This window comes from Nocardiopsis prasina DSM 43845 (assembly GCF_000341265.1).
GTDB lineage: Bacteria > Actinomycetota > Actinomycetes > Streptosporangiales > Streptosporangiaceae > Nocardiopsis > Nocardiopsis prasina.
Genome location: NZ_ANAE01000089.1, coordinates 1 through 25216, shown reverse-complemented (window position 1 = coordinate 25216; position 25216 = coordinate 1). Strand labels below are relative to the sequence as shown.

Here is a 25216-nt window from a genome sequence, read left to right as displayed (position 1 = left end):
CGCCCCGCCAAGCCGTCGCCGCACACGGTGGCGGCCTATCGGCGTGACCTGCTGGGGGTCCTGGGGTGTGTGGGGCGGGCGTTGGGGCGTGATGTGTCCGGGGTGGGGTTGGCCGAACTGGAGGCGGGGGTGTTGCGGGAGGCGTTCGCGGATTTCGCTGAGGAGCGGGCGGCGTCGAGTGTGCTGCGGGCGTGGTCGACGTGGAACGGGTTCTTCGCCTTCTGGGTGTCGGAGCGGGTGGTGGCGGGCAATCCGATGTCGGCGGTGCCGCGACCTCGGGTGAAGCCTTCGGGGCCCAAGCCGTTGATGGGTGAGGACACCCCGGAGCGGCTGTTGGAGGCGTTGGCGCGGGGTGCGCGGCGTGCGCGTGATCCGTGGCCGGAGCGCGATCTGGCGGTGTTGGCGTTGGCGTTGCTGACGGGGATGCGCTCGGCGGAGATGTTGTCGTTGCGGGTGGAGTCGTTGGGTGGGCGGCCCGGTGAGCGGCGGATTCGGGTGGTGGGCAAGGGGGGTGGTGAGCGTGTGCTGCCCATCGAGGTGCCGTTGGAGGCGTTGTTGGAGGCCTACCTGGAGACGCGTCGGGTGCGGTTCGCCGCTCCGGTGCGGGGGGCTGATCCGTTGTTGGTGGACAACCGGGGTGAGGGGTTGCGTCGGGGTGGGTTGCAGTACCTGGTGAAGCAGTGTTACCGGCATGCGGGGGTGAATGATCGGGTGGCTCGGGGGACGTTGGTGCACGCGTTGCGGCACACGTTCGCGACCCGGTTGGCGGAGGACGGTGCCTCGGTCACCGAGATCATGCACCTGTTGGGGCATTCGTCGGTGACGTCGTCGCAGGCCTACATCGAGGTGACGGCGCGGGCGCAGCGTGAGGCGGCGGGGTCGAACCGGACGTATGGGGTGTTGCGTCGGTTGGCTCGGGAGGAGGTGGGCGATGCGGGGTGAGGGGTTCGGTGGGGCCGTTGTGGGGGTGGGGGGTGGCTACGCTGTGGGGCGTGAACCAGTCGAGTTTTGTTGTGTCCAGCGTCAACGTCAACGGGTTGCGGGCGGCCGCGAAGAAGGATCCGGGGTTCGGGTCGTGGTTGTCGGCTTCTGAGGCGGACGTGGTGTGTTTGCAGGAGACCCGCGCGGAGGCCGATCAGCTTCCGCGGGAGGTCGTGGCTCCGCAGGGGTGGCACGTGGTGTTGTGCCCGGCTCAGGCCAAGGGGCGTGCGGGGGTGGCGCTCTACTCTCGCGCGGAGCCCGATGAGGTGCGGGTCGGGTTCGGGGTGGAGGAGTTCGCGGAGTCGGGCCGGTATGTGGAGGCGGACTTCGGTGCGGTGAGCGTGGCCAGCCTGTACCTGCCCTCGGGTGAGGTGGACACGCCGCGCCAGGAGGAGAAGGAGCGCTTCATGGAGGCGTTCCTTCCGTACCTGGTGGAGCGGCGTGCGCGGGTGGAGGAGCAGGGTCGCGGGTTGGTGGTGTGCGGTGACTGGAACATCGCGCACACCGAGGCGGACCTGAAGAACTGGCGGGGGAACCGGAAGAACTCGGGGTTCCTGCCGGAGGAGCGTGCGTGGTTGTCGCGGGTGTTCGATGAGGCGGGGTACGTGGACGTGGTGCGTGCCCTGTATCCGGACCAGGAGGGTCCGTACTCGTGGTGGTCCTATCGTGGCCGTGCCTTCGACAACGACACGGGGTGGCGGATCGACTACCAGGTGGCGACTCCGGGTTTGGCCGCTCGGGCACTGTCGGGGCGGGTGGAGCGTTATCCCAGCCGTGAGGAGCGGTGGTCGGACCATGCTCCGGTGACGGTGTCCTACGGGGCCGGGAAGTAGGTGCGGTGATGGGTGTTCCGATCGTGTTGGCGCACGGTTTGCGTTCGTCGTCGAGTATGTGGCGGCCGCAGGTGGAGTTCCTGGAGGCGCAGGGGCGCACGGTGGTGGCTCCTGACCTGCCGGCTCACGGGTCTCGTCGGGGTGAGGACTTCTCGGTGGGGCGTGCGGTGGACACGTTGTTGGAGGCCATCGACTCGGTGGGTGGTCGGGCCCTGCTGGTGGGGTTGAGCATGGGTGGGTTGGTGTCGATCGCTGCGGCGGGGGCGGCGCCGGGTCGGGTGGCCGGTCTGGTGGCTGCCAGTTGTACGGCGCAGCCGGATCAGTCGTTGGCGCAGGTGTACCGGATTCCGGCGGTGTTGATGGAGCGGTTGCCGGACAAGGGTGCGGCGGTCAATGAGCGGTTCCATCGGTTGACGTTGCGTGATGGTGCGGCTGACGCTGTGGTGGACGGTGGTCTGGCTGTGGAGGCGGCGACGGCGGTGATCGACGAGTTGGCGACGATCGACGCGTTGTCGGCGCTGTCGGCGTACGGGGGTCCGGTGTGGTTGGTGAACGGGGCGCGGGACCATTTCCGCATTCACGAGAAGGCGTTCTTCGACGCGTGCGTGGAGGGGCGTTTGGTGAATGTTCCGCGTGCGGGGCACATGGTGAGTCTGGATCAGCCGGTGATCTTCTCGCGGATGGTGTCGGACGCCGCTGATGTGGTGGGGGTGCGTGAGGCGCGTGCCGGGTTGGATTCGGGTGCGCGTGAGGGTGTGGTCGATCCCCCGCCGTCGGAGTTGGAGGCGGACGGGGTCTGAGGGCCGTGTGTGAGAAGGGGGGCGGTGGGCCGTGGTGGCCCGCCGCCCCCCTTCGTGGTGGGTGGGGTGGTGTTCAGCTGTGGGTGGGGTCATGTGTGGGGTCGTCGTTGTGGGCGCGGGGGCGGGGCGGGCTGGGGATGGCCTGGCCGGGGCGGGGGCGTTCGGGCAGGTGGAAGAAGATCATGGGGTTGTGGGCGGAGTCGCGGACGGGGGTGTCGAGGCCGAGTTCGGTCTTGAGGTCGGTGAGGGCCTGGTGGTGGTGGGGTGCGCGGGCGGCGGAGGCGGTGAAGTAGTTGGTGGTGTTGTTGGCGAGCCATTTGAGGACGACGGCGCCTTCGGTGAAGGGCAGGGCGTAGCGCTGGTGGAAGACGTCGTGGACGCTGACGGGGATGTGGGCGGGCAGGGTGGGCAGGAGGTGGTGGATGTACCAGCGGGCGAACCAGCCGTTGTGGGCGGCGTCGATGAAGAGGTAGTCGGTGCTGGAGGGGATGTGGGTGATCTTGGCGCGGACGTCGCCTTTGGTGAAGGTCCAGCGGTCGTCGGCGAGGGTGTGCGGTACGTGGGTGGTGGCGTGGTCGACGATGTCGAAGGAGTGGAGGTGGCCGGTGCCGTTGTCGCGGAGGGCGGAGAGGATCCAGGAGGTGGACCAGCCGTAGTAGGTGCCGATCTCGACGACGTTGGCGGGGCGGTGGTGGCGTAGGAGGAGGTAGGTGATCTCGGCTTCGAGGTCGTCGAGTTGGGGGGTCATGGCGGGGTCGGCGTCGGCGTAGTGCTGGCGTTGTTGGTCGCGGACGCGGGCGAGGTCGTCGCGGTGGGTGGTGTAGAGGGTGGTGATGAGGTCGAGGTCGATGGTTGGCGTGTTGGGCATGGGTGTGCTCCCCGGGGTGGTGTGGGTCGTGTTGGGCCACCTGTGATTGCCGAAAGTAACAGTGTTGTTGCTCGCTGTTAGTGGTTTCGTGGGTGTGTCGTGGGTTTCGAGGGGTGGGCGCCCGGGGTGGATGGGGTGGGTGTCGTGGGCAGCGGTGCGGGTCCGGGTGGGGTCTCGTGTGCCGCGTTCGGTGAGGGTGTTGGGATGCGTGGGTTTTACGGTCTGGATTCCCGGGTGGAGGTGGTGGTGTCTCGATGTTGGTGAGTCCTTGGTGATGAGTGGGTGTCTGTCGCCTGGGTCGCGAGTGTGGGGTGGGGGTGCGGGGGTGCGGGGCAGGGCACACGTGGGGTGGTCTGCCTCACATTCGTTGGTTGATGGGTTGTTTCGCGGGGTCAGTGGGGAGGGTGATGAACCTTGCGTCCTAGGGTGGGTCCGTGACAGGCAGTGAGAATTCGCCCCCAGAGGCGACACAAACAGACGACGGGTCGGGGCTGGCGCACTCGCTACGCCGCCGACACATGGCACTGATCGCGATCGGCGGATCGGTGGGGGCCGGGCTGTTCATCGGCTCCGGCGCGGTGATCCAGACCGCGGGGCCCGCGGCGGTGGTGTCCTACGCGTTGGCCGGGGCGCTGGTGTTCCTGACCCTGCGTGCGCTGGGCGAGATGGTCGTGTCGGTGCCGGCCGGGGGTTCGTTCTCCGACTACGCCCGGCTGGCCTTCGGTCCCCGGGCCGGGTTCACCATCGGCTGGTTGTACTGGTGGATGTACGCGGTGCTGGTGGCCGCGGAGTCGGTGGCCGGGGCCGCGATCCTGAGCCAGTGGGTGCAGGGTGTGCCGCCCTGGGCGCTGGCCCTGGTCGTGCTGCTCACGATGACGGTGGCCAACCTGATCTCGGTGCGGGTCTTCGCCGAGACCGAGTCGCTGTTTTCTCTCGTCAAGGTCGCCACGATCGTGGCGTTCCTGCTGGTGGGCGGGTTGTACGCGCTGGGGTTGTGGACCGGCGCGCAGGGGGCGACGGTCTCCCACCTGTGGGACCTGGGCGGGTTCGCGCCCAACGGCTGGGTGGCGGTGCTGGGCGCGACGGTGGTGGTGCTGTTCGCCTTCGGTGGTGTGGAGATCATCACGATCGCCGCCGGTGAGAGCGCCGAGCCGGAGCGGGGGGTGGCGTCGGCCATCACCAACGTGCTGTGGCGCATCGGCCTGTTCTACGTGGCCTCCATTCTGGTGGTGGTGATGGTCGTGCCGTGGAACTCCACCGACCTGGACCGCAGCCCCTTCGTGGTGGTCATGGAGATCGTGGGCATTCCGGGCGCGGCGCTGATCATGGAGATCGTGGTGCTGATCGCGGTGCTGAGCGTGCTCAACGCCGCCATGTACACGTCCTCGAGGATGCTGTTCATGCTGACCCGCCAGGGTGACGCTCCCCGGGTGCTCAGGGGCACCAACCGCCGTGGGGTGCCGGTGCGGGCGATCCTGTTGGGCACGGTGGTGGGGTATGCGGCCGTGGTCGCCGACTACCTGTTCCCGGGGCAGGTGTTCGCGTTCCTGGTGGCCTCCATCGGCGCGATCCTGCTGGTGTTGTTCCTGACGATCTGCGCCTCGCAGCTGATGGTGGGTGCGCGGGTGCGGCGCAACGCGCCCGAGCGGCTCACGTTGCGGATGTGGGGTTTTCCCTACCTGACGTGGGTGACCCTGCTGGGGTTGGTGGCGATCTTCCTGGCGATGGCGACCCTGCCCGAGCACCGTCAGGCGCTGTGGGCGACGGTCGCGGCCGTGGTGGTGGCAGTGCTGGCCTACGAGGCGCGTCGTCTGTTGGGCGCCGCCCCGCCCAGTCGGCGGGTGCTCGGTGTGGAGGGGCGGGCCACGCCCGAGGAGCTGGACCGGGTGGCCGGGACGGGCTCGGTGTCGGCCGCCGTCGGCGGAGCGGAGGGCTCCGAGGGTGAGGACCACTCCCCCGGCCGGTGAGCGGGGCCCGTCCCCGCACCGGGCTCCGAGTGAGGGTTCGCGTGGCGTCGTCTCCCTGGTGGAGGCGGCGCCGCGCCGCGTTCGCGGGGGGTATGTGAGCGGTGCGAAGGCGGTTGTGGTGGCGGGTGAACGGGACGGTGACCCCCGGGTGGCCGGAACGCACCTCTTGGTGGTTATGGTGCTGAACTCCGTTTTTGTCGCTATGGTGCTGCGCAACCCCTGAGAGGAGCACCCCCGTGCGACATTTCGTCGGTTTCCTGTCCGGCCTGATCCTGGGTCCGGTCCTACTTCTGGTGACTGGTTGGGCGTTCGCTCACCTGCGGGGCCTGAACGCCGTGCAGTCCGACGTCCTCCAGGGCACCGGCCCCGTGGCCGTGGCCGGACTGGTGGGCGTGGGCCTGTTAGTCTCCTTGGTCGCGGTCCCGCCGCGCCTGACCCCGATGCTGCCCTTCGCCGCCGCCCTGGTCGTGGGTGGGGCGACCGCCGCAGCCCTGCTGCGCATGCACCTGCTCGAACGGCTGCCGGTCCTGCCCGGTGTGGAGGGCGCCCTGACGCTGCTGCCCCTGGGCGTGTTCGTGCCCCTGGCCCTGGTGTTGGCCGCTCCGGTGTTCGTGGGCGCCCGCTGGGTCCGCGAGGACGAGGACGGCCCCTCCCGGGAGGAGTACTTCGACGGCCTCTACGAGGACGGGGACGACGACCGGCCCCGTTCCACCTCGACCCGAGCCGAGCCGCCCGTCCCGGAGCACCACCAGCCCCGGCACCGTCTGGAGGACGCCTGAGGGCTGAGGCAGCCCAGAACACGAGGGGCCCGGGAGAACGCTCTCCCGGGCCCCGTTTTCGTTGACATAGGGGTACGCGGCCTTCGCCGGGCCGGTCAGCGCCAGGCCGGGCCCCAGCCCGAGCTCTGGGAGACCCCGCGCGGCATGCGGGGCAGCCCGGTCGGCGTGCTCGTGGAGGGCGCACCCGGCGCGGGGGTCCCCTCCCCTGGCCCGGTCGGTGCCGGGGCGGTGGGGGCGGGTTTCTCGGAAGACCGGGCCGTACCCTCCCCCGCGGAGCCGGTGGAGGTGTGCGTGGTGGCGGGCGTGCCGTGACCGTCCTGGCGGCTGCTCGGGTCCGGGGCGCCGCTCCCCCGCTGTTCGGTGGCCGGTGGGAGCTCTTGGTCGGCCGGGGGCGGCTCCCAGGGAGCGCTCTGCGGGGCGGATTCGTCGGGGAGGGCGTCGGCGGGCCCGGTGCTCCGGAGAGTGCCCTCGGAGCCGCTCCCGTGCCCGGTGGCGGGCAGGCCGGTGGGGTCGTCCCCGGCGACGGTCCCGGTCAGCCCGGGGATCCCCTCCGGGGCGGCCGGGGTGAGCGCGGCGTCGGGGCTGTGCCTGTCGGGGGTGGTTCCTGTGGGCTGGTCCCGGTCCTCGGGTTCGATCCGGGGGACGAACCCGCGCACGCGCTGGGCCTCGGCCGCGGGGGTGTGCAGCACGACGGGTTCGGGCAGGGGGGTGTGGTCCTGGGCGTCGGGGTCGGGGATGGCGGGTTCGGCCGGGGCCACCCGGTTCCACCACAGGGCGGCTTCCTCGGTGTCGAGTTCGGAGTCCACCTGCAACCAGCCGCGTACGTGCGGCAGGCGTCGTCCGGCGTTCCAGGAGCGGGGGTAGGGCTGTTCGTCCAGGACCAGGACGTGTTCGCCGTCGATGGTGGGGATTTCGGCGGGGACGCCCTCGTTCCAGACCCAGGCGCCGTCGTGGGCGACCAGGTTCCACCAGCCCCACACGGTCTGGGCGGCGGGGTCGACGGGGCCGTCGCGGAAGGAGGCGGTCCAGCGCGGGTCCGGGGGGTCGCCGGGCAGGCCCTGGCCGTGGGGGCCGATGAGGGCGTCGGCGAGCAGGGTGTGGAGTTGGAAGTTGTCGCTGATGCCGTCGAAGAGGACGCGGAAGGCGCGGCCGGAGGTGCGGTCCATGACCAGGGCGGAGGAGGCCTCGGCCATGCGCAGCAGGGCGCGGACCTCGTCGAACTCGGTGAGTTGGTCGCTGAGCTGGTTGGCGATGGCCACGAGTTCGGCGTGCAGGGAGGGGTCGCGCCTGGTGTGGGCGCGGACGCCGGGTTCGCCCAGCATGGTGCGGGCGGCCAGGCCGTGGCGGCGGATGGTCCACCAGCACATGGTGGCGGCGGGGGCGTCGGGTCCCAGTTCGGCGGCCACGCGGGCCTCGGCGTCGGCGGTGACGGCGTCGGGGTCGGGTGGGGGTCCGCCTCCGGTGCGTTCCCAGGCGCGGACGAAGACGATGGCGCCCTTGCCCATGGTGCGTAGGCGGTGCAGGGTCTCGATGCCGGCGGGGCCGGGGTCGGTGCCCATCTCGACCAGGGCTCCGGCGACCACGGACAGGTCGGCGATGATGCCGGGGGCGGCGTGGTCTCCGGAGAGCAGGGGGGTGAGGGCCTCCAGGGCCAGTTCCCGTTCGGAGGCGGGGATCTGGGAGGCGAGGAGGTAGACCTTGTGGACGGCGGGTGGGAACTGTTGGGGGTCGGTGGCGACGGAGGCGTCGATCAGTTCTTGGAATGCCGCGCGAAACTCGTCGACCATGGGTCCGTCCCCTTTCTCACGCAACCAACCTAATGTCTCATCAGGGAAGGATCGCACTTTAATGGGCTGTATCGGGCGTTGCTGGTGGGTTTGTTGGTGATTCGAGATGAGTGAGTGTTCGTTGAGTGGCAGCTCACACGGCCTGTGCGGGGTCACAGGCCCAGTCGTGTGACCGCGTTGTCCTCCAGCGGGTTGGCGGTACGAATGTAGTCGTGGACGGTCTGGGCGTTGGTCCAGCGGCCCTGGCGCATGATCTCGCGGTCGTTGGCCCCGCCCAGGGCGGCCTGGGTGGCGAACCCGGCGCGCAGGGAGTGCCCGCCGAAGTCGTCGGGGTCCAGCCCGGCCCGTTCGGCGTAGCGTTTGACCAGGTTGCCCACGGCCTTGGGGGTCATCGCCTTCTCTGCCGGGCGGCCGTGTCGGTCCACGGCCGGCAGGAGCGGCCGGCCGGTGCCGTCGGCCAGTTCCAGGCGGGTCAGGTCCTGACAGGAGTGGGCGGGTGCGGCCTCGGGGGGCCGGGGGCGTCGCAGCCAGGCGCGCACGGCCTCGTTGCCGCCGTCGCGGTGCACCACCACCAGCGCCGACCAGTCGGCCACGGCGCACACCGGGCAGGTCAGGCGGTGGCGTCCCCGGGGCAGTGCCACGCGCTGGTGGGACCTGCCCTCCTGGTCGGTCTTGGTCGCCCACAGCGACGCCACCAGGGTGGGTGCTCCGGAGGCGGCGTCGGTGCGCAGTTCCAGGTCGTCGAAGCTCAGCTTGGCCAGCTCCGAGCGGCGCAGCGCCCCGGCGAAGCCGGTCAGCAGCAGCACCGCGTCGCGCCTGCGGGCCACGCCCCCGGGGTGGCCCTCGGGCGGGCGCACCGCCAGCATCGACTCCAGGGTGCTCAGCACCACGGGGGCCTTGCGGCGCGGGCGGGCCCTGCGGGTGCGGCGGATGCCGCGCAGGGTCATGCGCACCACCTCGGCGCGGGTGGGTGAGTCCAGGCCGTGGGCGCCGTGGACGGCGGCGATGGCGGCCGAGCGGCGCTCCAGGGTGGCTGGGGAGAACGCCCAGGTGGCGCCGTCCTCGCCGCGCTGTTCGGCGCAGGCGGCCAGGTAGACGGCCACGTCCACGGGGTCGGCGGGTAGGGAGGTGCGCTGTTCGGCCAGGCACCAGGCGCCGAAGGAGGTCCAGTCGGCGCGGTAGGCGCGCAGGGTCGCCGGGGACTGGGCGTTGGTCAGGTACCGGCCCAGGGTGTGGGCCTGTTCGGCGTCGAAGCGCTCACGGACCCGTTCCAGGGCGCGGGTGTCCACCAGGACGCCGGGGTCCAGGTGTTCCAGGCGGGCCCGCACAGTGGTGGGCAGGGCGATCTCGGCCCGGGGCTCGGGTGTCAGGGAGGGGTCGGTGGTGTCCACGGGTTCCATTGTGGCCCGGGTGGGGGCCCGGGAGTGGCAGGCGGGCGGGCGAGTGGGCGGTGGGGGCCGGGGGTCAGCCGAACAGGTGGGTGGTCAGCGCTCCCCACAGTTCGACCGGTGAGACGGTCAACAGCAGCAGGCCCACCGACAGGGCCAGCGCGACGGCGAAGGAGATCGCCGCCATCCTGCGCCGCAGGATGGCGGCGGTGACGGCCCCCACGGCAGGGACGACCCAGGCCATGATCAGGAACCAGATCAGGGCGGTGCCGATGGCGCGCACCGCCTGGGCCTCCTGCTCGGCCAGCAGCCCCGGGTCGGGTACGGCGCCGGGGTCGATGGGGTCGGCGGTCATGTCGAAGGCGTTGAGCCCGGCCAGGAGCAGGGCGAGCAGGGCCAGCGGACTGCCCAGCGCCCACAGTGACCACAGCAGGACCCACAGGGCGGTCACCCGGCGGTCGGGTGGGTCGGCGACGGTGACCGGGGTCCGGCTCACGGGGCGTCTGTCCGGGATCTGCCCGGGTTCGACACGGCCCTGCTCGGTGGCCGGGGTGGGCTCGGACGGCCCCTGGAGGGGCTTGCGGCGGTTGCGTTTCTTGGGTGACACTCCCGGGAGCCTACCCGGCCAGACCGGCCAGGTGGATGACCACCACGAACACCACGGGCCAGACCAGCAGCGCCAGGGACCACAGGGCGGCCCTGCGGTCGCCCGCCACGGTGGCCACGGCCGCGGCCAGGAAGGGCAGGCCCACGGCCGCGCCGAAGGCCAGGGTGAACCACTCGGCGGCCGAACCGGCGTGGGAGTCGGCGTCGACGCCCATCAGGTAGCCGAGGGGGCCCAGGGCCAGCGCGAGCAGGGCCAGGACGATGACGACGACACGGATGCCGGTGGGGTGGCGGGTGTTGCGGCCACCGCCGGAGGAGGAGGGACGTTCAGACACGGGGGCCGTGGTGCCTTTCGAGAACGGTGGCGGGCCAGGGCGGCGTGGCCCACCAACGGGTGTGGGGGTGGGCTGGGTCGTGTTCGCCGGTGCGGGCGCGAGACCGGGGTGGCTGTGGCCGTGCCGCGCGACCCGGTGGGCGCGGGCTCGGAGGAGCCTGGCAAAGCATCCGCGGAACACTCCCTCGCGTGCGCACGCCGTGGCCCGCCCACGCGAGGCGCCGGGCGCTCGCGTGTCGGGCGTGGTGTGCTCCCTAAAACGTACTCCACCTGGGGGGTGTCCGAAACCCGGGAGCGTCGGCGTGTGGGGTGGTTCTCATGGTGCGGGGGTCACCGGTGGGGCCAGGGACGGGCGGCGGTGACCAGTCCGGTGAAGGCGGCCAGGAGGCGGAGTTCGTCGATGGTGCGGGGCGCGGTGGTGAGCAGGTCGGGTGAGTGCACGACCAGGGCCAGGACCTGGGCGCGGGACAGGGCGACGTTGAGCCGGTTGCGGTCCAGGACGAAGGAGGGGCCGCGGCTGGTCTCGGCGGCGTCGGAGGTGGTCATGGAGCACAGGACGGCGGCGGCCTCCTGGCCCTGGAACTTGTCGACCGTGCCCACCCGGACCCCTTCGAGGGCGGGGGTGTCCTCCTGGGCGTGGGCCAGGGCCTGGCGCAGGGTACGCACCTGGAGGTTGTAGGGGGCCACGACGAGGATGTCGTGCCCGGTGAGGGGGCGGGGTCCCTGGTCGGGGTCGGTGGTGACGTGTTCGGTGACCAGGTGGCGGGCGGCGGCCACCACCGCCTGGACCTCCTCGGGGCTGTGGGTGGTGCGGCCGGTGTGGTGGACGGGCAGGGTGTACACGCCCGGGTCGAGCTCGCTGGGTGCGGTGGGGGTGCCCAGGGTGCGGTGGGCGGTGGTGGGGTGGGCCTGGAGTCGGCCCTGGTAGGACAGGTCGGAGACGGGCGCGCACACGTGGGGGTGCATGCGGCGGGTCTGGTCCAGGAAGTAGCCCAGGGCGGGGTCGATGATGGCGTCCTCGCCCATGAGGTGTTGCAGGGCGGAGGCGTCGGCGCCCTCGGTGTGCACGCCCTGGACGACCTGGGGCAGTTGTTGGGGGTCGCCGAGCAGGACGAGGTTGTGGGCCGAGGCGGAGACCGCCAGGGTGTCGGCCAGGGCGAACTGTCCGGCCTCGTCGATGATGAGCACGTCCAGGGGGTCGGCGATGGTGTCGGCGCCGGACATGCCCCAGGCGGTGCCGCCGATGAGGACGGGTTGTCCCTGGGCGGCGCGTTTGGTCCGCCAGTTGGCCAGGACCTTCTGGCTGGAGGGCTGTTCCCAGGGGGCGTCGGGGTCCTTCTTGCCGCCGCGCGGGCGTTTGGCGGCCGCGACCTCCAGGCCCTGGTGGGCGGCGGCGCGCAGGGCGGCGGCCATGACGTTCTCCACGGCCTTGTGGCCGGTGGAGCACACGCCGACGCTGCGGCCCTCCTTGATCAGGTGGGTGATGAGCTGGGCGGCCAGGTAGGTCTTGCCGGCGCCGGGCGGGCCCTGGACGGCCAGGTAGGAGTGGTCCAGGCGGTCCACGGCGGTGATGGCGGCGCTGATGAGGTCGCCCTGTTCGGGTGCGGGCAGCGGCCCCGGGGGGTGCAGGCGCGGGGGGAGGCGGCGCAGGACGTCCAGGCCGGGGTGGTGGGGCCACTCGGGCAGGCCCGCGACGGCGGTGTGGGCGACGCTCTCCAGGGCGCCGTCCTTGGGTTTGGGGTCCACCGGGGAGCCGGGCAGGGCCGCCACGGGTGCGCGGGAGACGGTCTCGTCGGGGTGGGCGGTCTCCACCAGGGTCAGAGCGTCGGGTTCGGCGCGGGTGACGGTGGCGGGGTGGGTGGTGGCGGCCTGGCCGGGGGCGCCGGGGTGGAGCAGGTGGACGCTCTCGCCGGTGGTGAAGGGGTTGGGGTGGGCGCGGTCCAGGCGCATGGACACCTCGCGGCGGGCCTTGGTGCGCCTGCCGGTGGGCTCCTCCCACTCCCCCACGTGCACCTGCCAGGGGACGGCGCAGTTGCTGTCGGTCTCCAGGTCCTGCAGGGGTGCGCTCTGGCGTTGGAAGTGTTCACGCCAGGGCGGGGTGTTCTCGCGCTGGTAGTAGCCGACCAGGGCGGCCAGGGAGGCGCGGGGCTGGTCCTGGGGGGTGCGCTCGTCGGGGTCGGAGGGCACGTGTTCGAGGAGGGGTTCAGTGAGGGCGGCGTGGCGGGCGGCCTTCTCGGCGCGTTTGCGGGCGCGTTCGGCCTCCTCCTCGGTGAGTTCGAACTGGATGAGGGGCCGGTCGGTGATGCCCTGTTCGGTGCGGTGGGTCTCCAGCCAGTCGCGCAGACGGGCGGTGGAGTGGCAGTCGTCGCGGTTGTAGGCGGCGATGTCGGCCAGCACGTTCGCGGCGGCGTCGGTGTCACCGGCCTCCTGGGCGGCCAGGTAGGCGGCGTAGGCGTCGATGCTGGAGGCGGCCGTGGTGACTCCGCCGTCGCGTGCGGAGTCCAGGTAGAGGGGTTCGAGGTACTTGATGGAGTAGGAGCGCTGGGACACGCGCAGGCTCTTGCGGACCACGGTGAACAGGTCCACGAGCCGGTTCTCGCGCAGGAGCCGGTTGACCTCCTCCTCGCGGGTGTCGAACTCGGCGCTCAGGTGCTTGAGGCGGTCCACCTCGTAGGAGGCGTAGTGGTAGACGTGCGCGTTCTCGTCGGCGTCCACGCGGGCGGTGGCGAAGTCGACGAAGTCCTCCAGTGCGCGTTTCTCCTGGGTGCGGTCGTGGGCCCAGAAGGCGTGGAAGGTCTCGTGTCCCTGGGCGTCCTCGGTGGTGGCGCCGAACAGGTACTCCAGGCCGCGTTCGCCCTGGCGGGAGTGGTAGGGGTAGCCCTCCATGTCGAAGAAGACGTCGCCGGGGCTGGGGGCGGGCAGGGTGGCCAGGCCCTCGGGTGAGAACACCTCGGCGGTGACGGTGCCCTGGGGGTTGGCGGGGGTGCGGGTGGTGTCCTGGCGGACCTGGAGGGCGGCCTGGGCGCGCAGTTGGTCGAAGGAGCGGCGCGGCAGGGTGGTGGGGCGGGCGTCGTCGGGTGCGCTGGCCAGGGCGTCGATGGTGTCCAGGCCGGCGTCGGTGAGTTTGGTGGCCTGGTCGGTGCGCAGCCCGGCGACCAGGGACAGGTGGCGGGCGGCGGTGCGCCCCTGGGAGCACCAGGTGGCGTAGCCGCATCCGTCGCAGCCGGGGCGGGGCTGGCCCCAGGTGGGGGTGGGCAGGGCCGGTTCGGTGGCCAGGTGTGCCAGGAGTCGGTCGGTGACGGTGGTGAGGATGGGGGTGAACTCGGCGGTGGGCAGGGTGTGGGTGTGCTGGTCGCCGGTGAGCAGGTGCATGTGCTGGGGGGTGTGTCCGTGCAGGACGGACACGGCCTGAGCGTAGGCGGCGAGCTGGACCACGGCGGCGGGGCCGGGGCGGCGGGCGAGTTTGGTGTCCCAGGGTTCGTAGGTGAGGGGGGTGGGGGCGTTGGGGCGTGTGTGGCCGGTGGTGGGGTCCAGGTCGGAGCGGATGAGGAAGTCGGCGCGTCCGTGGAAGGCGACGGTGTCGGTGAGGGGGTGATGGAAGGAGGCCTGGTAGATGACGGGGGCTCCGGCGGCCATGGCCTGGGCGGTGGCGTGGGCGGCCTGGGCCAGGGAGTGGTCGTCGGCGGTGGGGGGTTCCACGCGTACGAGGTCGTCGCCGAACAGGGTGGTGAGGCGTTCGAGTTCGGCCTTCTCGTGCAGGTCGCCGTGGTGGGCGACCAGGGTGTCGACCTCTTCGGGGCGGGGGGCGCCGGGTACGTGGGCGGCGAGCGCGCTCTTGAGGGCGCTGCGGTGGTCGCACTCCAGTGTGTCGACGAGGTCGGTGGGTGAGACGACCCAGCCGGTGGTGGTGCGGAACAACGCCCGACTCCCCTTGGTGTTGTGGTGCCTGCGGTGGTGGGTGGGGGGGATTGTGCCATGCCGGGGCGACGTGCGGGGGCCCGTGTGCGCTGGTGGGCGGCCCGGCGTGGGGGTGGGTGGTGGCCCCGGTGGTGGAGTCTACGCGGGGTCGGGGGCGTGTGGGGGGTGATCGGCGCAGGTCAGCGGGTTGGGGGGTGGAGACGGCGACGCGCCCCGCACCGGTGGAGGGTGCGGGGCGCGTCGGGTGTGCCGTGGTGGGCGTGGCGGTTAGCTCACGACCTCCCAGGCGACGGTGCCCACACCGGAGCCGGTGCCGATGATCTCGTCGAAGGCGGCCGTGGACAGGTCCAGGCAGCGTCCGGCGATGAAGGGGCCGCGGTCGTTGATGCGGACCGTGACCGACTTGCCGTTGTTGGGGTTGGTCACCTTCACCATGGTGTTGAACGGCAGCGTCTTGTGGGCGGCCGTCATGCCGTAGGTGTCGAAGGTCTCGCCGTTGGCGGTGGTGGCGCCGTGGAAGCCGTCTCCGTAGAAGGAGGCCTCGCAGGTGCCGCCCTCTCCGGTGCTCTCTCCGCCGGAACCTCCGGAGTCACCGGAGGGTGCCTCGGGTTCGGTGGTCTCCTCCTCCTCGGGCTCCTCGCGGACGTCGGAGCCCGAGGCGGTCAGGGCCTGGGGTGCCCCGGCCTGGGAGCGGTCCTGGTCGTCCTCGGGCTGCGCGGTGTCCTGTTCGGGCTCCTCCACGACCAGCGTCTGGGGCTGGGCCTTGGGGATTCCGGCGGCGTTGGTGGCGGTGCCCGGGTCGGCTCCGGAGATGAGGACGGCCGCCGCGGCGGTTCCGCCCACGACCAGGGTCAGGCCGGCGGCCGAGGCCACGACCAGTGCGCGCTTGCGGCGTGAGCGTGAGCGCGCGGCGGCCTGGCGGGGTCCGACGACGGGTGCGGCCTCGGTGGCCGCGTCATGGTCGTCGGCGGGCGGGATCTGGGGCTCGTTTGTGCCCACAACACAGTCCTTCGAACGGGAACAGGGGCGTGGCGGTGACCTCCCGGCACGGCGGCCGTGGGAGGCGCGGTGCGCCAGGTGGTGCGGGCCCCGGAAGCGGGTGGAGCCGAGCACGGGAGACAGCGGGGACCGCCGGTGGCTTGGCACGGGGTCCGGGCGCAGAGCCTAGGGGTAACGCGAGGGTAACGGTACCGGAAAGTGCCGGTTTGTGGAACTTATCACCCACTGATATGGGACGTCCTCAGTTCGGGTCGACGCGGGGGCAACCCCAGCGGAAAGAGGCTGGTCAGCGGGTTGGGTAGGTCCAGGCCGCTGAGCTCGGCCACCGCCTGCGACAGGGTGGGGTTGTCCAGATGTCCGCCCACGGCGGGGATCAGGGCGGCCATGGCCTCCAGGGGTGGGGCTCCCAGGGTGGCGGCCGCGTAGCGGGCGGCCACCGCCGGGGTGCGCGAGGCCCCCGCCCAGCAGTGCAGCAGTACCCGTTTGCCCTCGGCGCGCAGGGCGGCCACGGCGGAGGCGGCCTCGTCCAGGGTGAAGTGCAGGTTCGGATTGCGGCCCGGGGTGTCGTGCAGCCACACCCGCACCCAGTCCGGGCCGGCCAGGTGGGGGGCGTCCTCGGGGTGGGTGCGGCACAGCGAGACGGCCGCGTCCACCTCTTTGGGGCGGGAACGCAGGAAGTCCAGGTTGCCGAGGAGCACCTGGGGATCCAGGGGGTGGGGCACGACGAAGGGCGGCAGCCGCTGCTCGGCCCGTTCACGGATGGGCAGCTGGGGCCAGCGGTCGGGATGGGAACCGTTGAGGGCCACCAGGGCGGCGACGGTCAGCGCGTGGGGGTCGGTGTGCTCGCTGAGCCTGCGCACGGCCTGAAGGGGCAGGGCCGAGGCCCCCCACCGCGCCCCGGCCAGCGCGCCGGTGTACATCGCGGCCAGGTCGCCGTGGGAGTGGTAGGCCGCCCACACCGTGTCCACCAGGTGGGCGCAGGCGAACGTGCCCCGGGAGGGACCGTCCACGGGCTGGGGGGTACGGGTCAGGGCCCGCCAGGAGGCGCCCAGGGGGTCGTCGTTGGTGGTGTGCTCCAGCACGGGTTCGTCGGTGGGCGCGGCGCCGGTGAGCACCAGGGAGCGCAGCGCCCGTGCCCACACGGCCTGCTCCGGGGCGGCGCCTGGAGGGGCGGAGCCGTGGCGCAGGGTGGCGCGGACCAGGTGGGCCAGTGGCTCGGCTCCGGTTCCCTCCGTCGAGCCCGGGATGGCGGGGGTGGTCGCGGCGGCGGCGAAGCTCTGGGCCGGGGGTGCGGGGGTGCCGACCAGGGCCGCCGCGGCGACGGCGCCCAGGAGGGAGCCGACGGCGCGGTCGTGGGAGGGTTCCTCGACGGGGCGAGTGCGGATGGGTGTTGGGGACACGGTTTTCCTGTCCGGTGCGGGGTCGGGCGGCGAGCCCGGCCCGGGTGGGGTCGGGGTCCACCCGTGGTCTTCCCTGGAGAGGTCGCCCCGGCACCCGCCTTGCCGGTTGTGGCCATGCCGGAACCCCGACCCGGGTGGGGCGTGGACAGGTGGCGCCGGGGTGGTCAGGATGGAAGGTGCTATGCACACCATCGACGTCGCGCGCCCGGTGCGCGCTCTGGCCTCCCTGTCCGCGCTCGCCGTGGGTGACGCCTTCGGCTCCCAGTTCTTCGTTCCCGACAACCGTTCCCGCCTGGTCGACCGGGAGCTGCCTCCCGGTCCCTGGCAGTGGACCGACGACACCGAGATGGCGGCGTCGGTCTACGCCGAGGTGCGGCGCGGCGTCGGGGTGGACGCCGACCGGTTGGCGTCCTCCTTCGCCCACCACCACGACTTCGACCGGGGGTACGGTCCGGCCACGGGTCGGATGCTGCGGCTGGTCCGGGAGGGCGGTGACTGGCGGTCGCTGGCCTCGGAGTTGTTCGAGGGGGCGGGGTCCTTCGGTAACGGGGCGGCGATGCGGGTGGCGCCGCTGGGCGCCTGGTACGCCGAGGATCTGGACGAGGTGGCCGCCCAGGCCGAGGTGAGCGCGCGTGTGACCCACACCCACCCCGAGGCGGTGGACGGGGCCGTGGCGGTGGCGTTGGCGGCGGCCCTGGTGGCGCGGCACGAGCTGTTGGGCGCGGGCCCGTTCCTGGACCGGGTGGTGGAGCGCCTGCCCCAGGGGCGGGTGCGTGAGGCGGTGCGGGACGCCCGTGCGCTGTTGATCACCACCGATTCGATCGGTGTGGCCCGTGAGCTGGGCAACGGGTCCCGGGTCAGTGCCCTGGACACGGTGCCGTTCGCGTTGTGGGTGACGGCCCGGTACAGGTCGGGGTTGGCGTCGGCGCTGTGGGCGGCGGTGGCGCCGGGCGGGGACATGGACACCACGTGCGCGATCGTGGCGGGTGTGCTCGGGGCGGGGCTGCCCGCCGGTGCGCTGCCGCGTGAGTGGGTGGAGCGCACCGAGCCCCTGCCCGCGTGGGCGTTGGGCTGAGCGTCAGGGGCGCTGTCGGGGCGGGTACAGGAGGCGTTCGCGGTGGCGTTGGCGGCGCACGGCGGTGACGACGATCAGTGCCAGTCCCGCTGAGACGCCCAGCGCGGGCAGGAGCAGTAGCGATCCCAGGGCTCCGAAGTGGCCGGTCACGAGGGTGCCGGTGGCCTGGGCGTCGGGGGCGATCCCGAAGCGGACGTCGTCGGTGCCCTGGTAGGTGAGGGTGTACTCCCCCGGTTGGGTCAGGGTGGCCGTGCCGATCATCGCCCAGGACCGGTTCTCCTCCTCCACCTGGTGGTTGAAGGTGGGGTAGGCGAAGACGGGGTGGCCTCCGTCCGGGTCGGTCAGGGTGCAGGCGGTGTGGTCCACGCCCCGGGGTGAGCCGTACAGGAGCCATCCCTGATCGCCCTGGGTGCTTTGGACGGTGAAGGTGGCGCTCTGGGAGCCCTGGTGCTCGCGGCGAACTCGGGCAGGGCCACGGCCCGCACGAACAGGAGGGTGACCAGGACGGCGCCCGCGACCACGGACAGTGCGAGGAGTGTGCCGCCCACCCAGAACCAGGCACGGGAGGGGCGCAGCTCCCGTGGGTCCACGTGGGTTCGGCGCCGGCGGGGGCCGGGGTTCGGTGCGGCCATGCGGTGAGTGTCCCACGCCTGACCTGGGGTCCCCATGCCCTTGGTGCGGTTTTGGGCGTGGCCTGTCTGATCCGTGGCCTCAGACGTCGGGGGCGGGGGCGTCCTCGCCGAGTGTGGCGTCGATGGTGGCGTGCGGCAAGGCGTGGGCCGAGGTGGGCGCGGTGGTGGCGACGCGGTCGCGCTCGTGTTGGAGGGGCCGCGTGTCCGACCGGGGTGGCCACGGCGTGGGGCCCGGCGCTTGTGATGCCGACGGGTGGCCAGGGGGCGGGCGATGACTCCCCAAGGCTTTGAGGGTTGGCGGCCAGGGGGTGGCCTCTTTGGTGCGACTTCGCTAGGGAAAGTCTCAAAAAGGACTTAAATGACACACTTGAAGGTGGGTGGCGCGGGGCCGCCCTGACTCTGTGAGGGGGCGTGATGGACCAGGACGAGGTCATCCGGTTCGTGGACGGACTGGGCGAGGTCGACGTGATGACCGCGAGCCGGGAGAGCGGGGCGCCCGAGATCGCCTGGGGCGACTCCTTCTTCCTGTACGACCCGGACGGCCGGGCGCGCGAACGCGACGGCTTCACGCCGTTCGCGACCGTGGTGACCAGGGACTATCCGGGCTTCGATGCCGACTCCGACCTGGACCGGCCCGGGGTGTTCCGGGTCAACGCCGCGGTGGGGCGTGCGCTGTTCGAGGAGGTGGTGGGCCACGCCCCCGCCGCGCACGCCGAACATCGGGGCGGGATCGACTTCACCGAGCTGGACCGGCTGCTCCCCCATCCGGTCTACGCCGCCCAGGGGTGGGTTTCGGTGCTCAACCCGGGTCCGCGTACCGGGGAACGCATCCGTGAACTGCTGGTGCTGGCCAGGGACCGGGCCGCCGCCCGGTACCGTCCCAGAGGCTGAGGGGTCAGCCGTTCTCACGGTCGTGGCGCTCCCGTGCCGCGCGCACGTCATCGCGGTGGTCGTTGGCCCAGCGGTCCAGGGCGGTGAGGGGCTCCAGCAGGGTGTGTCCGAGCCGGGTCAGCGTGTAGTCCACGCGCGGCGGGACGCTGGCGTGCGCGGTGCGCTCCACCAGGCCGTCACGGACCAGGGCGCGCAGGGTCAGGGTCAGCATGCGCTGGCTGATCCCGTCGATGGCGCGGTGCAGTTCGCTGTAGCGGTGCGTGCGCTGGCCGAGCATGACGATGACGAGCACGCTCCACTTGTCACCGACCCGGTCCAGGACCTCGCGGACGGGGCAGTCCTCGGGGCCCTTGGTGAGGTCGCGTTTGGTCAGGGGAACACCGGTGTTCGTCGCGGACATGAAAGTTCCTTCTTGAGGTCGGCCTGTCCTACCTGCATACTCACTGATCAGTAGGTTACGCACAAGAAGTATGTGAGGGGTGGTGGGTGTGAGCGACACGCGGACGCGGAGCACGCCCGAGCCGGTGCCGGAGCAGGATGAGGGCCACACGCCCCTGCCCGTGGTCGGCGGACTGGTGACGTTGGGGTCCGAGGACGCGCCCGCGTGCTCGGACGGAAGCTGCTTGTGAGGGGAACGTCCGTGCAGATCGAAGTGTGGTCCGACATCGTGTGCCCGTGGTGCTACATCGGCAAGCGGCGCCTGGAGCGGGCCCTGGAGGGGTTCGAGCACGCCGACGAGGTCGAGGTCGTCTGGCGCAGCTTCCAGCTCGACCCCGGCTTCCCCCGTGGGGTGAGCGAGCCGGTCCTGGACTCCCTTGCGGCGAAGACGAACTCCACCCCCGACCAGGTCCGTGCGATGACGGCGCAGGTCAGGGAGATCGCCGCGCAGGAGGGGCTGCACTACGAGTTCGACAGTGCGGTCATGGTCAACACCTTCGACGCCCACCGGCTCACCCACCTGGCCAGGGAACGGGGCCTGGGCGGCCAGGCCCACGAGCGACTGATGCGGGCCCAGCTCGTGGAGGCCCGTGACCTGGGCGAGGTGCGGACCCTGGTGGAGCTGGCCGTGGAGATCGGCCTGGACGCCGGTGAGGCCCGCACCGTGCTGACCGGAGACGCCTACACCGCCGAGGTCGAGGACGACATCCGTACCGCGCGTGCCCTGGGCGCCACCGGTGTGCCGTTCTTCGTGATGGACCGTGCCTTCGGTGTCTCGGGCGCGCAGCCGCTGGAGGTGTTCACCTCGGCACTGGAGAAGGCCTACGCCCAAGGGGCCTGACTCCGCGGCCGAATCCCCTGTCGGTGCAGGTCGTCTCACCCCTGCCGAGGGCACGGGAGGAGGGCGGAGGTGAGGGTTCACCCGAAGGATCCGGTGGTCGTGGCGGTGGCGACCGTCCCCCCGTGCGGTGGGGGTGCCGGTGGCCCGTACGCACTGCGGCCCCGCTCCCCCGGTGAGGAGGGCGGGGCCGCGGCGCGGTGCGTGGACGGGCTACTGGATCGGGACTCCGGGGATCTCGCCGAAGGCGCCCGCGTACAGGGTCATCTCCGCCACGTCCGGGCTCGGGGCGGGGAAGACCGCCAGGGCCATGTACTCCTCGCCCGGGGACAGGGTGAGGATCTCGTCGGCGAAGTCCTCGTACTCGCCCTCCCCCGTGCGGATGCGGATCACGTAACGGATCACGCCGGTGTCGGGTTCCTCCAGGCGGAAACCGCCCATGGTGCCCTCGGTGTACTGCTGGGGACTGCCGGGCAGGAACGCCTCGTCGCCCTCCAGGTCGGCCTCCAGGTCCGACAGGGTGGAGTTCTGGAAGCCCACCATCTGGAACAGGTAGGCGCCGTCGCGCACCATCGGGTAGACGTTCAGGTCCAGGTCCTCGTGGGCGACCGTGGTGAAGGGGTCCAGTTCCTCGAAGTAGGGCGCCGGAGGACCGACGTGGCGCTTGGCCGCCTCCAGGCCGCCGCCCTCCTCGGTGCCGTTGTCGGCCATGGGGACCTCGTAGGAGAACTCGACGCGGCGGTTGCGGGCGCGGGCCTCCTCGTCGTCGTCCCCGCCCTCCTGAGCGAGCAGTTCGCCACTGCCCCGACCCTCGGTGGTCAGCGTGAAGTCCGACCCCAGTTCCTCCTCCAGCAGAGCGCGCACGGCCTCGGCGCGCTCCTCGGACAGGGTCTGGTTGTAGTCGTCCGATCCCTTGCCGTCGGTGTGGCCGACGACGGTGACCTCCACGTCCTCGCCGAGGTTCTCGCGCAGGGACTGGGCGGCCTCCCTGATGGTGTCCACGGCCTCGTCGGTGGGGTCGGACTCGTCGAACGCGAACATGTTGTCCGCGTGCAGGGCGATGGTCTCCTCGTCGCCGGCGCGGGTGGTGGAGGCGGTGGAGCTGTCCACGAAGCTCTCCATGGACTGGACGAACTCGGCGGTGTCCAGTCCGGGCTCCGGCGCGGTCTCGGGGTAGACGATCTCGTCCTCGGGCAGGTCCCCGTTGATCACCCAGGTCTCGGGGTCGATGTAGTCGTGCACGTCGGGTTCGGGGAGCTGGGTGAACTCGTCGACGTAGCTGACGGGGACGCCGGGCACGTGCCCGGCGGTCATTCCGGTCAGGGTCAGGAACTCCACGTCCTCGCTGGGGGCGGGGAAGTACCGGCGGATGGGCGCGGCCAGGTGTTCGTGGATGGGGACGAGGTCGCTGCCCTCGATGAAGTAGCTGCCGTAGGGTTCGCCGTGCTCCTCGTCGGTGACGGGGAGCAGGACCTCGCCGGAGACCGGGTCGACCAGGCGGACGGGGGCGCCCGCGTAGGAGATCTCCTCGCCGGTGATGGTCTCCAGGATGGTGCGGCTGAAGTCGATCATCAGGTATTCGCCGTCGTGCTCCAGGGCCTCGACGGTGATCTCCACGGCGACGTCGTTGCCGCCCTCGACGAACATGCGGCCCTGGCGCACGAAGGGGAGTTCGACGTCCTCGGCGGTCACCTGCTCGGCGGCCTCCTCGGAGGCGGCGGTCTCCCCCTCGCCTCCCTCGCCGGTGAGGTCGCGGACCAGGCCGCAGGAGCTGAGGGCCAGGCTCAGGGCGATGACCACACCGGTCACGCCTAGGGCTCGTTGGGACATGGTCGGGGGACTCCCTCGTGGTGGTGCCGTGCTCCGGCCGGGGTGCCGGGATGATTGGTCAGCCGGTCAGACGCGCGGCGGGGCCGTCTGGTTGCGGGAGCTCGTTCACGGGTGTGCGCGGAAGCGGGGAGCGGGGCCCTGCCTCCGTGGCCCCGAACGCCCAGGAGTGCTTGGATGGGGGCGTCACGTGACCCGTGGGCGGCACGGACGAGGAAGGGCGGGCACGTTCCCATGTCGGAGATGGTGTTCGGGGCGGTGCCGGTGCTGGCCGCCGTGCTGACCGGCCTGTTCGCGGGTCTGTTCCTGTCCTTCTCGATGGCGGTCATGCCGGGGCTGGCCCGCGCTGGCGACCGCGCGATGATCGAGTCGATGCAGGGCATCAACACGGCCATCCTGAACCCGCTGTTCGCGGTGGTCTTCGTGGGGGCGCCGGTGGCGGCGCTGGGGTCGACGGCGCTGTACGCCTCCTCCGGTTCCCTGAGGCCCCTGGTCTGGTCGGGGGCCGGTCTGGCCCTGCTCCTGGCGGCGGTGGTGGTCACCTTCGCCGTGAACGTGCCCCGCAACAACTCCTTGGACCAGGCCGGTACGGCCGAGCGCCTGCGCGACCCGGCGGCGGTGCGGGCCGCCTTCGAGCCGGGGTGGGTGCGGTGGAACAACGTGCGTTCCCTGGCCTCGGTGGCGGCGCTGGTCTGCTCGGTCATGGCCCTTCTTCCCGCCTGAACCGTCTCCGCGGCCCTTCGGCCAGTGCGTTGCGGGCCGTGGCGACCCCTGGTGTGAAACGGTGACGGGGTGAGTCCGCACATTGAGACCTTCGACCCCGCCGCGACCCCGACGGCCGACCTCGCCGCCTGGAGTTCGGTGTACACCGACGGGCAGTCCGCGCTGTCGGGCAGCGCGGCACCGGCGGAGGAACTGGCCACCCGTCTGCGCGCCGGGCGCGCGGGCCGGGCCTGGCGTTGGGCGGCCCGGATCACCCCGGGGCACCCCATCCACGGTGTGGCCGAGCTGCGCCACCAGCACCACGACGCGCGCATCGGGTTCCTGCGCCTGTTCGTCGCCGACCACGTGCGGCGCCGGGGCACCGGCCGCCGGCTGCGTGAGGCCGTGGTGGAGGAGGCCCGCGCCCAGGGGATGGACCGCCTCCAGAGCACCGTGCTGGCCGGGGAACCCGGCGAGTCCTTCGCGCGCGCGAGCCCCTACCTGCGCACCCTGCTGCGGTTGGAGCTCCAGAAGCAGTACCTGGACGAACCCACGCTGCGCCGCTGCTGGAGCCTGGCCGCCACGCCCGCGCGCGGGTACCGGCTCACCCACTGGGAGGGTCCGGCGCCCGACCACATGGCCGCCTCCTTCGGGCGGGTCATGGCCCACCTGCTGGACGCTCCCGGGGCCGCACTCCAGGGGGAGGCGCACGCCTGGGACGTGCCCAGGGTCCGCGAGTGGGAGCGTCAGATGACCTTGGACGGTTCGCGGCTGGTGGTGGGCGCGGCCCTGGACCGTATGTCGGACCAGGTGGTCGCGGCCACGGTGAGCACGGTGACGCGGGGTGTGGTGGCCGAGCAGCACGACACGGCGGTGCTGCCCACGCACCGGCGCAGGGGGCTGGCCAGCCGGGTCAAGGCGACCCAGGCGCTGCGGGTGCACGACCTGTTCCCGCACGTGGAGGCGGTGGCGGTGACCATCAACCAGGAGAACCGGGCGATGCTCGCGGTCAACCGCTCCCTGGGTTACCAGAGGGTCAGTGAGCGGCTGCTGGTGGAGGAGGGGCTGGACCCGCACTGACGGCCCGCGGGGTCAGCCCAAAGGGTCACTGACGTGCTTGCGGGCGCTGTCGTAGATGACCTGGCTGCGGAAGGAGGCCACCTCGCGGCGTTCGGTGAGCCGATCGATGAGGAAGCTGTGCAGGGCGTCCAGGTCGGGCACGGACACGTGCACCAGAAAGTCCTGCTCCCCCGCCACCACGTACACCGCGAGGACCTCGGACAGGGCGAACATCGCCGTCTTGAAGCCCTCGATCGCCCGACGGCTGGGCGGGCGCAGCTCCACGGACACGAACGCCTCCACCCTGCGGTTGAGCGCCGCCGGGTCGATGTCCGCGTGGTAGCCGCGGATCACCCCGCGCTGGTGGAGCAGCCGCACGCGTTCCAGGCAGGTGGAGGGCGCCACCCCGAGCTTGTGAGCCAGGGCCCGGTTGGTCTGCCGAGCGTCCTGTTGGAGTTCCCGCACGATCGCCGAATCAAGTTCGTCCATGCGGGGAAGTCTAGGCCCGCCGCCGAATAGTGTTCGGGAATCGCCCCCGGGCACTGTTTCCATGGCTAGTTTCAGCGTTGTCGACACGACAGATGAACGGGGAGCAGTACATGAGCATGTCCACCAAGCTGGTCGTCGTCCTGCGCTCGGACCTGGAGTTCGCGGTGGCCGCCAACGCCAGCGCGGTGCTCGGGCTGGCGTTGGGAGCACGGTTGGAGAACTCGCTGGGGGCCGACGGCAAGGACGCGGGCGGCCACGCGCACGCCGGGATCAATCCGCACCCGGTACCGACCCTGGCCGCCTCCGACCAGGAGTTGCGCCGCATCAAGGCGCTGGCGGACGAGCGGGACCTGACAGTGGTGGGCTTCAACGAGGTGGCCCGGCGCTCCCGCACCTACGAGGACTACCTGGAGCGGCTCGCGGGGACCGAACCGGCGGACATGGAGTACGTGGGGTTGGCGGTGTTCGGACCCAGGAAGGACGTCAACAAGCTGACCGGGGGGCTGCCCCTGGCCGGCTGAACGGGCAGCGCCCCCGCCACGGAGTCCCGTGACGGGGGCGCTGCGCGTGGATCACACGCCGAAGGCGTCCGGGTACCGGATGGG

The 25216-nt window shown here is 71.9% G+C and carries 24 protein-coding genes; 11 read left to right on the top strand and 13 right to left on the bottom strand.

Going from position 1 to position 25216, the window contains the following annotated elements:
• The 3 genes from D452_RS0106700 to D452_RS0106690 all read left to right on the top strand — a co-directional run.
• The coding region (locus D452_RS0106700; protein ID WP_026129037.1) for a tyrosine-type recombinase/integrase at positions 1-942 on the top strand (942 nt) is incomplete at its 5' end.
• A 50-nt stretch (positions 943-992) separates the two neighbouring features.
• Positions 993-1814 (top strand): exodeoxyribonuclease III, encoded by an 822-nt coding sequence (locus tag D452_RS0106695; protein WP_026129036.1) that lies wholly within the window; start codon positions 993-995, stop codon positions 1812-1814.
• Positions 1815-1822: 8 nt separating this feature from the next.
• Positions 1823-2614, top strand: a complete 792-nt coding sequence (locus tag D452_RS0106690; protein WP_026129035.1) for an alpha/beta fold hydrolase — start codon at positions 1823-1825, stop codon at positions 2612-2614.
• A 73-nt stretch (positions 2615-2687) separates the two neighbouring features.
• Here D452_RS0106690 and D452_RS0106685 read toward each other — a convergent pair whose 3' ends face one another.
• On the bottom strand, positions 2688-3482 hold the full coding sequence (locus tag D452_RS0106685; protein WP_017543376.1) for a class I SAM-dependent methyltransferase: 795 nt from the start codon (positions 3480-3482) through the stop codon (positions 2688-2690).
• 518 nt (positions 3483-4000) lie between these two features.
• Between D452_RS0106685 and D452_RS0106680 the strand changes: the two genes are divergently transcribed.
• Together D452_RS0106680 and D452_RS0106675 are read left to right on the top strand one after the other, a co-directional pair.
• A complete protein-coding gene (locus D452_RS0106680; protein WP_017543375.1) occupies positions 4001-5449 on the top strand; it encodes an amino acid permease in 1449 nt (482 codons plus the stop codon).
• Positions 5450-5685: 236 nt separating this feature from the next.
• The gene (locus D452_RS0106675; protein ID WP_017543374.1) at positions 5686-6228 is read left to right on the top strand and encodes a membrane protein; all 543 of its coding nucleotides are present in this window, start codon (positions 5686-5688) and stop codon (positions 6226-6228) included.
• A 95-nt stretch (positions 6229-6323) separates the two neighbouring features.
• Here the strand turns inward: D452_RS0106675 and D452_RS30995 are convergent, their stop codons facing one another.
• From D452_RS30995 to D452_RS0106640, 7 genes are all read right to left on the bottom strand, one after another.
• Entirely contained in the window at positions 6324-8015 is a 1692-nt protein-coding gene (locus D452_RS30995; protein ID WP_017543373.1) for a hypothetical protein, read from the bottom strand.
• Between the two features lie 152 nt (positions 8016-8167).
• Positions 8168-9415: a tyrosine-type recombinase/integrase gene (locus D452_RS0106665; RefSeq protein ID WP_026129034.1), complete on the bottom strand. Its 1248-nt coding sequence runs from the start codon at positions 9413-9415 to the stop codon at positions 8168-8170.
• 64 nt (positions 9416-9479) lie between these two features.
• On the bottom strand, positions 9480-10010 hold the full coding sequence (locus tag D452_RS0106660) for a hypothetical protein (protein ID WP_017543371.1): 531 nt from the start codon (positions 10008-10010) through the stop codon (positions 9480-9482).
• 10 nt (positions 10011-10020) lie between these two features.
• Positions 10021-10344, bottom strand: coding sequence for a hypothetical protein (locus D452_RS0106655; RefSeq protein WP_017543370.1), 324 nt, complete (start codon positions 10342-10344; stop codon positions 10021-10023).
• 329 nt (positions 10345-10673) lie between these two features.
• Positions 10674-14261: a TM0106 family RecB-like putative nuclease gene (locus D452_RS0106650; protein WP_017543369.1), complete on the bottom strand. Its 3588-nt coding sequence runs from the start codon at positions 14259-14261 to the stop codon at positions 10674-10676.
• 267 nt (positions 14262-14528) lie between these two features.
• The gene (locus tag D452_RS0106645; protein WP_017543368.1) at positions 14529-15260 is read right to left on the bottom strand and encodes a septal ring lytic transglycosylase RlpA family protein; all 732 of its coding nucleotides are present in this window, start codon (positions 15258-15260) and stop codon (positions 14529-14531) included.
• A 218-nt stretch (positions 15261-15478) separates the two neighbouring features.
• Positions 15479-16660: a dual specificity protein phosphatase family protein gene (locus D452_RS0106640; RefSeq protein ID WP_017543367.1), complete on the bottom strand. Its 1182-nt coding sequence runs from the start codon at positions 16658-16660 to the stop codon at positions 15479-15481.
• Between the two features lie 181 nt (positions 16661-16841).
• On the opposite strand from D452_RS0106640, the gene D452_RS0106635 reads away from it, so the two are divergent.
• On the top strand, positions 16842-17735 hold the full coding sequence (locus D452_RS0106635) for an ADP-ribosylglycohydrolase family protein (RefSeq protein WP_017543366.1): 894 nt from the start codon (positions 16842-16844) through the stop codon (positions 17733-17735).
• Between the two features lie 3 nt (positions 17736-17738).
• On the opposite strand, the gene D452_RS0106630 is transcribed toward D452_RS0106635, so the two are convergent.
• Positions 17739-18101 carry a hypothetical protein gene (locus D452_RS0106630; RefSeq protein WP_017543365.1) on the bottom strand — a complete coding sequence of 121 codons (363 nt, stop codon included), beginning with the start codon at positions 18099-18101 and terminating at the stop codon, positions 17739-17741.
• Complete coding sequence (locus D452_RS30240) at positions 18077-18367, bottom strand: hypothetical protein (protein ID WP_152498533.1); 291 nt, start codon at positions 18365-18367, stop codon at positions 18077-18079. Before D452_RS30240 ends, D452_RS0106630 begins: the two co-directional genes overlap by 25 nt.
• 414 nt (positions 18368-18781) lie before the next feature.
• Here D452_RS30240 and D452_RS0106625 point away from each other — a divergent pair, with 414 nt between their 5' ends.
• Positions 18782-19258: a DUF6194 family protein gene (locus tag D452_RS0106625; protein WP_017543364.1), complete on the top strand. Its 477-nt coding sequence runs from the start codon at positions 18782-18784 to the stop codon at positions 19256-19258.
• Positions 19259-19262: 4 nt separating this feature from the next.
• On the opposite strand, the gene D452_RS0106620 is transcribed toward D452_RS0106625, so the two are convergent.
• Positions 19263-19658, bottom strand: a complete 396-nt coding sequence (locus tag D452_RS0106620) for a winged helix-turn-helix transcriptional regulator (RefSeq protein WP_017543363.1) — start codon at positions 19656-19658, stop codon at positions 19263-19265.
• A 240-nt stretch (positions 19659-19898) separates the two neighbouring features.
• Between D452_RS0106620 and D452_RS0106610 the strand changes: the two genes are divergently transcribed.
• Positions 19899-20537 (top strand): DsbA family oxidoreductase, encoded by a 639-nt coding sequence (locus D452_RS0106610; protein WP_017543361.1) that lies wholly within the window; start codon positions 19899-19901, stop codon positions 20535-20537.
• Positions 20538-20747: 210 nt separating this feature from the next.
• On the opposite strand, the gene D452_RS31660 is transcribed toward D452_RS0106610, so the two are convergent.
• Complete coding sequence (locus tag D452_RS31660; protein WP_026129032.1) at positions 20748-22364, bottom strand: OmpA family protein; 1617 nt, start codon at positions 22362-22364, stop codon at positions 20748-20750.
• Positions 22365-22595: 231 nt separating this feature from the next.
• Between D452_RS31660 and D452_RS0106600 the strand changes: the two genes are divergently transcribed.
• Both D452_RS0106600 and D452_RS0106595 read left to right on the top strand, forming a co-directional pair.
• Positions 22596-23084 (top strand): anthrone oxygenase family protein, encoded by a 489-nt coding sequence (locus tag D452_RS0106600; protein WP_017543359.1) that lies wholly within the window; start codon positions 22596-22598, stop codon positions 23082-23084.
• A 69-nt stretch (positions 23085-23153) separates the two neighbouring features.
• Positions 23154-24143 (top strand): GNAT family N-acetyltransferase, encoded by a 990-nt coding sequence (locus D452_RS0106595; protein WP_017543358.1) that lies wholly within the window; start codon positions 23154-23156, stop codon positions 24141-24143.
• 12 nt (positions 24144-24155) lie between these two features.
• On the opposite strand, the gene D452_RS0106590 is transcribed toward D452_RS0106595, so the two are convergent.
• A complete protein-coding gene (locus D452_RS0106590; protein ID WP_017543357.1) occupies positions 24156-24611 on the bottom strand; it encodes an Lrp/AsnC family transcriptional regulator in 456 nt (151 codons plus the stop codon).
• A gap of 110 nt (positions 24612-24721) precedes the next feature.
• On the opposite strand from D452_RS0106590, the gene D452_RS0106585 reads away from it, so the two are divergent.
• Positions 24722-25132 (top strand): DUF2000 domain-containing protein, encoded by a 411-nt coding sequence (locus D452_RS0106585; RefSeq protein ID WP_026129031.1) that lies wholly within the window; start codon positions 24722-24724, stop codon positions 25130-25132.
• The last annotated feature ends 84 nt before the right edge of the window (positions 25133-25216 follow it).

Excerpts from the sequence above, each read along its gene's own strand:
- D452_RS0106690 (WP_026129035.1), top strand. The coding sequence starts at position 1,823 with ATGGGTGTTCCGATCGTGTTGGCGCACGGTTTGCGTTCGTCGTCGAGT.
- D452_RS0106685 (WP_017543376.1), bottom strand. The coding sequence starts at position 3,482 with ATGCCCAACACGCCAACCATCGACCTCGACCTCATCACCACCCTCTAC.
- D452_RS0106680 (WP_017543375.1), top strand. The coding sequence starts at position 4,001 with ATGGCACTGATCGCGATCGGCGGATCGGTGGGGGCCGGGCTGTTCATC.
- D452_RS30995 (WP_017543373.1), bottom strand. The coding sequence starts at position 8,015 with ATGGTCGACGAGTTTCGCGCGGCATTCCAAGAACTGATCGACGCCTCC.
- D452_RS0106665 (WP_026129034.1), bottom strand. The coding sequence starts at position 9,415 with ATGGAACCCGTGGACACCACCGACCCCTCCCTGACACCCGAGCCCCGG.
- D452_RS0106635 (WP_017543366.1), top strand. The coding sequence starts at position 16,842 with ATGCACACCATCGACGTCGCGCGCCCGGTGCGCGCTCTGGCCTCCCTG.
- D452_RS30240 (WP_152498533.1), bottom strand. The coding sequence starts at position 18,367 with ATGGCCGCACCGAACCCCGGCCCCCGCCGGCGCCGAACCCACGTGGAC.
- D452_RS0106625 (WP_017543364.1), top strand. The coding sequence starts at position 18,782 with ATGGACCAGGACGAGGTCATCCGGTTCGTGGACGGACTGGGCGAGGTC.
- D452_RS0106620 (WP_017543363.1), bottom strand. The coding sequence starts at position 19,658 with ATGTCCGCGACGAACACCGGTGTTCCCCTGACCAAACGCGACCTCACC.
- D452_RS31660 (WP_026129032.1), bottom strand. The coding sequence starts at position 22,364 with ATGTCCCAACGAGCCCTAGGCGTGACCGGTGTGGTCATCGCCCTGAGC.
- D452_RS0106600 (WP_017543359.1), top strand. The coding sequence starts at position 22,596 with ATGTCGGAGATGGTGTTCGGGGCGGTGCCGGTGCTGGCCGCCGTGCTG.
- D452_RS0106590 (WP_017543357.1), bottom strand. The coding sequence starts at position 24,611 with ATGGACGAACTTGATTCGGCGATCGTGCGGGAACTCCAACAGGACGCT.
- D452_RS0106585 (WP_026129031.1), top strand. The coding sequence starts at position 24,722 with ATGAGCATGTCCACCAAGCTGGTCGTCGTCCTGCGCTCGGACCTGGAG.